Source organism: Ruegeria sp. AL12, from assembly GCF_056540885.1.
Map to the genome: position 1 here is coordinate 1 of NZ_JBQFXN010000093.1, position 838 is coordinate 838.

General features: G+C 61.7%; 1 protein-coding gene and 1 pseudogene. Both read right to left on the reverse strand.

Annotated elements, in window-relative coordinates:
- The coding region (locus tag ACR0C6_RS21570; protein WP_480621171.1) for a GNAT family N-acetyltransferase at window positions 1-313 on the reverse strand (313 nt) is incomplete at its 3' end.
- Window positions 313-838, reverse strand: a pseudogene (locus ACR0C6_RS21575) (signal recognition particle protein); the annotation flags it as partial. The pseudogene ACR0C6_RS21575 and the gene ACR0C6_RS21570, both read right to left, overlap by 1 nt.

Below are 838 nucleotides of genomic sequence, written 5' to 3' on the forward strand. Positions count from 1 at the left end.
TGGCATGGTTCATCAGCGTCCAGCCGATCTCGGGTTCGGGCCAGCCTTCGGGGCACCAAAGCCCGATCCGCCCGACATAACTGCCCGAGGCTTTTTCCTCGGCGCTCCAGAACCCGTAACCGCGCAGGGACCAGTGGCCCAGCAGCGAAGCGATCAGTCGCCAGACCTCATCCCGGCGCAGTGGCCCGCCGACGAATTTCGCCGCATCGCTGGCGAAAAACGCGGTATCGGCGTCCAGATCAGCCTCGGACGGCGCGCGCAGGATCAAGCGCTCGGTTTCAAGCCGGGGGATATGTTGGGCGATGGCGTTCATTACTTCTTCTTGCCAAACCCGCTCAGGCCCTGTGGCAGCCCCATGCCACCGCCCAGGCCGGGCAGACCGCCGGGCATCTTGCCGCCCATCGCCTTGGCCGCCTGTTCCAGTGCCTTGGGGTCCATGCCGGCTGCCATGTCTTCGGGGCTGGGGCCGCCTTTGCCGAACATGCCCTTCATGGCCTGTTTCAGCATCTTGCCTTTGCCCATCTTGCCCATCTTTTTCATCATGTCCGACATCTGCCGGTGCATCTTGAGCAGCTTGTTGAGGTCGCTGACTTCCATCCCCGAACCGGCTGCAATCCGTTTCTTGCGGCTGGCTTGCAGCAGCTGTGGGTTGGCGCGTTCGCGTTTGGTCATGGACTGGATCAAGGCGATCTGCTGGCGCAGGATCTTGTCGTCCAGACCCGCCTGATCCATCTGCTTGGCCATTTTACCCATGCCCGGCATCATGCCCATCATGCCCTGCATGCCACCCATCTGGATCATCTGTTCCAGCTGCATTTTCAGGTCGTTCATGTTGAAC